Origin of the sequence: Pseudomonas nitroreducens TX1, assembly GCF_000313755.1 — a bacterium.
In the GTDB taxonomy this organism is placed as follows: Bacteria; Pseudomonadota; Gammaproteobacteria; order Pseudomonadales; family Pseudomonadaceae; genus Pseudomonas; species Pseudomonas nitroreducens_A.
Map to the genome: position 1 here is coordinate 86251 of NZ_AMZB01000106.1, position 7624 is coordinate 93874.

5 protein-coding genes are annotated in these 7624 nt (G+C 64.9%); 3 read left to right on the forward strand and 2 right to left on the reverse strand.

The features are described from left to right. Positions 1–37: 37 nt before the first annotated feature. Positions 38–2770, forward strand: coding sequence for an aconitate hydratase AcnA (gene acnA, locus C167_RS0112495; protein WP_017518619.1), 2733 nt, complete (start codon positions 38–40; stop codon positions 2768–2770). Positions 2771–2961: 191 nt separating this feature from the next. Beyond that, positions 2962–4527, forward strand: a complete 1566-nt coding sequence (locus C167_RS0112500) for a methyl-accepting chemotaxis protein (RefSeq protein WP_017518620.1) — start codon at positions 2962–2964, stop codon at positions 4525–4527. Between the two features lie 240 nt (positions 4528–4767). Here the strand turns inward: C167_RS0112500 and cprA are convergent, their stop codons facing one another. After that, positions 4768–5940 (reverse strand): cationic peptide resistance protein CprA, encoded by a 1173-nt coding sequence (gene cprA, locus C167_RS0112505; RefSeq protein WP_017518621.1) that lies wholly within the window; start codon positions 5938–5940, stop codon positions 4768–4770. Positions 5941–6029: 89 nt separating this feature from the next. Next, the gene (locus C167_RS0112510) at positions 6030–6728 is read right to left on the reverse strand and encodes an alpha/beta fold hydrolase (RefSeq protein ID WP_157791833.1); all 699 of its coding nucleotides are present in this window, start codon (positions 6726–6728) and stop codon (positions 6030–6032) included. 121 nt (positions 6729–6849) lie between these two features. Here C167_RS0112510 and C167_RS0112515 point away from each other — a divergent pair. Then, the coding region (locus tag C167_RS0112515) for a cbb3-type cytochrome c oxidase subunit I (protein WP_017518623.1) at positions 6850–7624 on the forward strand (775 nt) is incomplete at its 3' end.

Here is a 7624-nt window from a genome sequence, read left to right on the forward strand (position 1 = left end):
CCGAACACATGCAGAATCCAAGCCTGAGGAGAATGTCATGCCCGCCGTGGATAGCCTGAACAGCCTGCGCACCCTGGAGGTCGCCGGTAAGACCTATCACTACTACAGCCTGCCGGAGGCGGCGAAGAGCCTGGGGGACCTGGGCAAGCTGCCGATGTCTCTGAAGGTGCTGCTGGAAAACCTGTTGCGCTGGGAGGACGACAACACCGTCACCGGCGACGATCTTAAAGCCCTGGCCGGCTGGCTGAAGACCCGCAGCTCCGAGCGCGAGATCCAGTACCGCCCCGCCCGCGTGCTGATGCAGGATTTCACCGGAGTCCCCGCGGTGGTCGACCTCGCCGCCATGCGCGACGCCATGGCCAAGGCCGGCGGCGACCCGCAGAAGATCAACCCGCTGTCCCCCGTCGACCTGGTCATCGACCACTCGGTGATGGTCGACAAGTTCGCCAGCCAGTCGGCGTTCGCGCAGAACGTCGAGATCGAGATGGAGCGCAACGGCGAACGCTACGCCTTCCTGCGCTGGGGGCAGAACGCCTTCGACAATTTCCGCGTGGTGCCGCCGGGCACCGGCATCTGTCACCAGGTCAACCTGGAATACCTGGGACGCACTGTCTGGACCAAGGACGAGGACGGTCGCACCTACGCCTTCCCCGATACCCTGGTCGGCACCGATTCGCACACCACCATGATCAACGGCCTTGGCGTACTCGGCTGGGGCGTAGGTGGCATCGAGGCGGAAGCGGCCATGCTCGGTCAGCCGGTGTCGATGCTGATCCCCGAGGTGATCGGCTTCAAGCTCACCGGCAAGCTGAAGGAAGGCATCACCGCCACCGACCTGGTGCTGACGGTCACCCAGATGCTGCGCAAGAAGGGTGTGGTCGGGAAATTCGTCGAGTTCTATGGCGACGGCCTCGCCGACCTGCCCCTTGCCGACCGCGCCACCATCGCCAACATGGCACCGGAATACGGCGCTACCTGCGGCTTCTTCCCGGTGGACGAGATTACCCTGGGCTACCTGCGCCTGTCCGGCCGCCCGGAAGATGCGGTCAAGCTGGTCGAGGCCTACAGCAAGGCCCAGGGCCTCTGGCGTGAAAAAGGCCACGAGCCGGTGTTCACCGACTCCCTGCAACTGGACATGGGCGACGTCGAAGCCAGCCTCGCCGGACCCAAGCGCCCACAGGACCGCGTCGCCCTCGGCCATGTCAGCCAGGCCTTCGACGACTTCCTCGGCCTGCAGATCAAACCCGCCGCCACCGAGGAAGGCCGCCTGCTCAGCGAGGGCGGTGGAGGCGTCGCTGTCGGCTCGGCGGAGTCCAACGGGGAGGCTGACTACCACTACGAAGGCCAGACCTACCGGTTGAAGAACGGCGCCGTGGTGATCGCCGCCATCACCTCCTGCACCAACACCTCCAACCCCAGCGTGATGATGGCCGCCGGCCTGCTGGCGAAGAAGGCGCTGGAAAAGGGCCTGCAACGCAAACCGTGGGTGAAGAGCTCTCTGGCGCCCGGCTCCAAGGTGGTTACCGAGTACTTCCACGCCGCCGGCCTGACCCGCTATCTGGACGAACTGGGCTTCGACCTGGTGGGTTATGGCTGCACCACCTGCATCGGTAACTCCGGCCCGCTGCTAGAGCCCATTGAAAAGGCCATCCAGCAGGCCGACCTGACCGTCGCCTCGGTGCTTTCCGGCAACCGCAACTTCGAGGGCCGCGTGCATCCACTGGTGAAAACCAACTGGCTGGCCTCCCCGCCGCTGGTGGTCGCCTACGCCCTGGCCGGCACCGTGCGTATCGACCTGACCCAGGACCCGCTGGGCACGGGCAAGGATGGCAAGCCGGTTTATCTGAAGGACATCTGGCCGACGCAGCAGGAAATCGCCGATGCCGTGCAGAAAGTCGATACGACGATGTTCCACAAGGAGTACGCCGAAGTCTTCCAGGGCGATGAGAAATGGCGGGCGATCCAGGTACCCGACGCCCAGACTTACACCTGGCAGGACGATTCCACCTACATCCAGCATCCGCCGTTCTTCGAGCACATCGCCGACGCGCCGCCCAAGGTCGAAGACATCCTGGGCGCCAACATCCTTGCGGTGCTGGGCGACTCGGTGACCACTGACCACATCTCCCCCGCCGGCAACATCAAGAAGGACAGCCCGGCCGGGCGCTACCTCAGCGAGCACGGAGTGGCCTACGCCGATTTCAACTCCTACGGTTCGCGTCGTGGGAACCATGAGGTGATGATGCGCGGGACCTTCGCCAACATCCGCATCCGGAACGAGATGCTCGGGGGCGAGGAAGGCGGCAACACACTCCACGTGCCCACCGGAGACAAGCTGGCCATCTATGACGCCGCCATGCGCTATCAGCGGGACGGTACCCCGCTGGTGATCGTCGCAGGCAAGGAGTACGGCACCGGCTCGTCCCGCGACTGGGCAGCCAAGGGCACCAACCTGCTGGGCGTGAAAGCGGTGATCGCCGAGAGCTTCGAACGGATCCACCGCTCCAACCTGGTAGGCATGGGCGTGCTGCCGCTGCAGTTCAAGGACGGCCAGGACCGCAAGGCGCTGAAGCTGACCGGCAAGGAGGTGCTGAGCATCAGCGGCCTGTCGGGCGAACTGAAGCCGCACATGAACCTCAAGGTGACGGTGAAACGCGCGGACGGCAGCCAGGACAGCTTCGAGGTGTTGTGCCGCATCGATACGCAGAACGAAGTCGAGTACTTCAAGGCCGGCGGCATCCTCCACTACGTGCTGCGCAGCCTGATCTGAAGCGGCGCGGCGGCCTGCAATGGGCCGCCGCCCTCCTTTGGTTTCATTTCCGTGACCAGTGGCGATAGGCTATCGTCATTCTCTCGGCGTCACTCTTCTGACATTTTTTTGTGATTGCCATCAAATTTTCGCTCCGGCGGCCGATAAGCTGGACAGACGTACCATTTCGCCTTTTCCGAGATACCAGCCTGATGCGCAATAACCAGCCGATCACCCAGCGTGAACGCACCTTCCCCGCCGAACAGCGGCTGATCTCCACCACCGACGCGCGCGGCGTGATCAGCTACGCCAACGAGGCCTTCACCGCCATCAGCGGCTTCTCCCGCGAGGAACTGATCGGCGCGCCGCACAACCTCGTGCGCCATCCGGACGTACCGCCGGCCGTGTTCGCGCACATGTGGACGACCCTGAAGAAGGGCCGCCCGTGGATGGGCATCGTCAAGAACCGCTGCAAGAACGGCGACCACTACTGGGTCAGCGCTTACGTCACGCCCATCTATGAGCGCAACGAGATCGTCGGCTACGAATCGGTGCGGGTGAAGCCCACCGCCGAGCAGGTGCGCCGTGCCGAAGCGCTGTACGCACGGATCAATGCCGGCAAATCGGCCATCCCCACCCGCGACCGCTGGCTGCCGGTGCTGCTGGACTGGCTGCCGTTCATCCTGATCGGCCAGATCGGCTTCCTCATCGGTGCCTGGCTGAACTCCCACTGGGGCTTCCTGCTGGCCGCCCTGCTCTCCATCCCGCTGGGCCTGGCCGGCCTGGGCTGGCAGCAGCGCGGCCTCAAGCGTCTGCTGCGCCTGGCCGAGCAGACCACCTCGGATCCTCTGATCGCGCAGATGTACACCGACAGCCGTGGCGCCCAGGCGCGCCTGGAAATGTCCATCCTCAGCCAGGAAGCACGCCTGAAGACCTGTCTGACCCGTCTGCAGGACACTGCCGAAACCCTCACCGAGCAGGCCCGCGAAGCCGACTCACTGGCTCACCACAGCTCCGCCGGACTGGACCGTCAGCGCCAGGAGACCGAGCAGGTGGCTACCGCGGTCAACCAGATGGCCGCCACCACGCAGGAAGTGGCCGACAACGTGCAGCGCACCGCCGACGCTACCCGCCAGGCCAACGACCTGACCACCGAAGGTCGGCAGATCGCCGCCGAGACCCGCGAGGCCATGCAGCGGCTGTCCAGCTCCGTGGGTGAAACCGGCGAAGCGGTCAGCCAACTGGCTCGCGACAGCGAGCAGATTGGCGGCGTCGTCGATGTGATCAAGGGCATTGCCGACCAGACCAACCTGCTGGCGCTCAATGCCGCCATCGAGGCTGCACGCGCTGGAGAGATGGGACGCGGCTTCGCCGTGGTCGCCGATGAAGTCCGCTCCCTGGCTCAGCGCACCGCCGAGTCCACCGGGCAGATCCACCAGCTCATCGCCAACCTGCAGAACACCGCCACCGAGGCGGTGCGCGCCATGGAATCCGGACGCCGCCAGGCCGACGAAGGCGTGGATCGGGTGCTGCAGGCGGACAACGCGCTGGTGGGCATCAGCGACGCGGTGGCCAACATCACCGAAATGACCACCCAGATCGCCGCTGCCGCAGAAGAGCAGAGCGCCGTGGCCGAGGAGATCAACCGCAACATCAGCACCATCGCAAGCCTCGCCGACCAGACCTCCGGAGAAGCCCAGCGCACCGCCATGCTCAGCGAAGAGCTGACGCAGACCGCGCACCGGCAGTACTCGCTGGTGGAGCGCTTCAATCGCTGAGGCCGGACCTGAAGCCGCTTTCCCGCAGGGAAAGCCCTTCGCTGAGGCCCGCCCTCTCCCGCCCCTGACTGCGCGCCCCGCTCCGAAGGAAGAGCGCGCTTTGCATGGCGCTGACGCAATCGTCCCAACCCGCACCGAACCAGTCCCCTCGCCCCCCGGAGAGAGGGTAGGAAGAGGGAAAACCCAAGGCACAGGCCTTCAGAAAGTGACGGTTGCCCCCCCACCGGGTGTGCCTGCCAGCTATTTGAAATCCCACTGCATCTGCGCCGGAATGCTCACATCCTGCGAAGAATGCACGCACACCTCCACGTAGTCGGTGAAGCGCGGCGGCGCGGCAATGCCTTCGTCCAGCAGCCGCTGGTTGTCAAACAGGTAGTTGAGATCAGCGAAGCCGCTGTACAGGCGCAGCGCGCGCAGCACCAGCCTTGGATTGGCCTTGCCGATGCGGCTCTCGAAGCTGCCGGCCAGCTCTCGCAGGTCTTCGCTGCTGACCTTGCGGTAGCGCACACCCACCGGTTCCTCGCCACGCGCGTCGGCATAGGCGCGATCGATCTCACCGAAGGTGCAGGCAGAACCGTGGCCGGCGGAGATGTGGTAAAGGCTGTGGCTCAACGCCGGCTTCAGCGCCAGGGCCACGAGCGCTTCGGCGCAATAGTCCACCGGGATCACGTCGATCTGCTCGTCGAGGCCGCAGGTGAAGCTCTCCAGCGCGAAGCCCATGCGGAAAACCCAGAAGATGCTCCCCGAGGCGCGGCAGCCCAACTCACGGTGCCCGACCACGATGGAGGGCCGCGCCACTACAAGTGGCAGCGACGGCAGCTCCTCGCGCATGCGCCGCTCGATCTCGGCCTTGGAGGCGGTGTAGTCCACCAGTTGCTCTTCGCTATCGGGGAAGTCCCAGGACTCGCGCACCGGCGACTCGCGCTGCGGCCCGCAGCACATGGCCGTGCCGACGTGCAAGAAGCGCTTGAGGTTGCGCGACTGACTGAGCAGCCGGGCGAAGGCGAAGGTGCCCTCGACGTTCACCGGCCAGATGTTCGGGTTCTTCGAGAACGAGGCCACCGCCGCACAGTTGATCACCTGCTCCACGCGCATCAAGCGGGCACGCTCGCCGTGCATCCAGGCGGTGTCGAGCAGGTCGCCGCAGAGAACCTGGCTCTCCTCCAGGCTTTCCAAAGCCCTCTCCGGCACGCAATGCAGGCGCAGGTTGTCGCGTAGCCGCTCCAGGCCCTGTCCTGGCGTTTCGGCGCGGACCAGGAACAGCAACGTCGGGCCATGGCCGTCAACGATCAGGTGGGCGGCAACGGCGCCGCCGAGGAAGCCGGTGGCACCGGTCAGCAGGAGGCTGTGCGCGGCGCCGGGGGAATATCGGAGGGGTTGGGTAGCAATGCGTTCAGCGTAATCGGGGTTCATGGCAGCGTTCGGCCTGTCCTCTGGAAGCGGGGCGTCGGCTGCAGGGAGCCGACGCCAGCGAGGATAGGAACGCCTGCATTAAGGACCGATTAGGGCAATAGAAACGCCTCGATCCTGGCGGCGGCGCTTCCCAGATGCTGCTCATGGGTCAGGCCGGAGGCCTTGAGCGGCTTGAGGTCGTGATCGGCCGCCGCCAGCCAGTGCAACTGGATTGCCGGCGACAGTGGGTAGTCTTCGACGGTGGGGCGATCACCCAGCGCATCTCTTTCACCCTGGACGATCAGGGTCGGCGTCCGCAGCTCGGCCAAATGGGCGATGCGCGGTTTTTCCGGCTTGCCGGCGGCATAGAACGGGTAGCCGAGACAGACCAGCGCATCGGCGCCCAGTTCGTCCGCGAGCAGGCTGGCCATGCGCCCGCCCATGGACTTGCCGCCTATCGCCAGCTTGCCCATGACCTCGGCGCGGACCTGCGCGTAGACCTGCCGCCAGCAGTCCAGCAACTGCTTCTGCGGGTTCGGCGGGCGGCGCTTCCCGTCCTCGCGGCGCATAGCCATATAGGGGAACTCGAAGCGCACCACCGAGATACCTCGTTTGGCCAGACGCGCGGCGACGTCGTCCATGAACGGGCTATCCATCGGCGCCCCCGCTCCGTGGGCGAGAACCAGCGTCGCCGACACTCCGTCCCGCGCCGGGTTCCGCAGCAGCGACAAAGGACCGCAGGCACGCGCGACACGGGTCTCAGGCGCCAATTGATCCGAATCAATATTCACAGAGGTGCCTTTATCCATCCTTCACTCCGCTAATTTCGAATTAGTACCTATCCCAAGGGGGAGGGGCGGCATACGCCGTAAGCCGTAAAAAACCTTGCCGGGATGGGCATAGCCCATAACCGTGGATGGAAGCCCATAAATGAGCACAACCAATCAGACCGCTTATAACTATAAGGTGGTCCGCCAGTTCGCCATTATGACAGTGGTGTGGGGGATCGTCGGCATGGCCGTCGGTGTCCTGATCGCCGCGCAACTGGTGTGGCCGGACCTTAACCTCGGCTTACCGTGGACGAGCTTCGGGCGCCTGCGTCCGCTGCACACCAATGCGGTGATCTTCGCCTTCGGCGGCTGCGCACTGTTCGCCACCAGCTACTACTCGGTACAGCGCACCTGCCAGACCCGCCTGTTCGCAGGCCCGCTCGCTTCCTTCACCTTCTGGGGTTGGCAGCTGGTGATTCTGTGCGCGGCCATCACCCTGCCGCTGGGCATGACCTCTTCCAAGGAGTATGCCGAGCTGGAGTGGCCGATCGACATCCTGATCACCATCGTGTGGGTTTCCTACGCCATCGTCTTCTTCGGCACGCTGATGAAGCGCAAGACCAAGCATATCTATGTGGGCAACTGGTTCTTCGGCGGCTTCATCCTGACCGTGGCCATCCTGCACGTGGTCAACAACCTGGAAATCCCGGTCAGCCTGACCAAGTCCTACTCGCTGTACTCGGGCGCCACCGACGCGATGATCCAGTGGTGGTACGGCCACAACGCCGTGGGCTTCTTCCTGACCGCCGGCTTCCTGGGGATGATGTACTACTTCGTTCCCAAGCAGGCCGAGCGTCCGGTCTACTCCTATCGCCTGTCCATCGTGCACTTCTGGGCACTGATCGCCGTCTACATCTGGGCCGGCCCGCACCACC

Bases quoted from the DNA above. Each gene is read 5' to 3' on its own strand.
- acnA (WP_017518619.1), top strand. From the start codon at position 38: ATGCCCGCCGTGGATAGCCTGAACAGCCTGCGCACCCTGGAGGTCGCC.
- C167_RS0112500 (WP_017518620.1), top strand. From the start codon at position 2,962: ATGCGCAATAACCAGCCGATCACCCAGCGTGAACGCACCTTCCCCGCC.
- cprA (WP_017518621.1), bottom strand. From the start codon at position 5,940: ATGAACCCCGATTACGCTGAACGCATTGCTACCCAACCCCTCCGATAT.
- C167_RS0112510 (WP_157791833.1), bottom strand. From the start codon at position 6,728: ATGGATAAAGGCACCTCTGTGAATATTGATTCGGATCAATTGGCGCCT.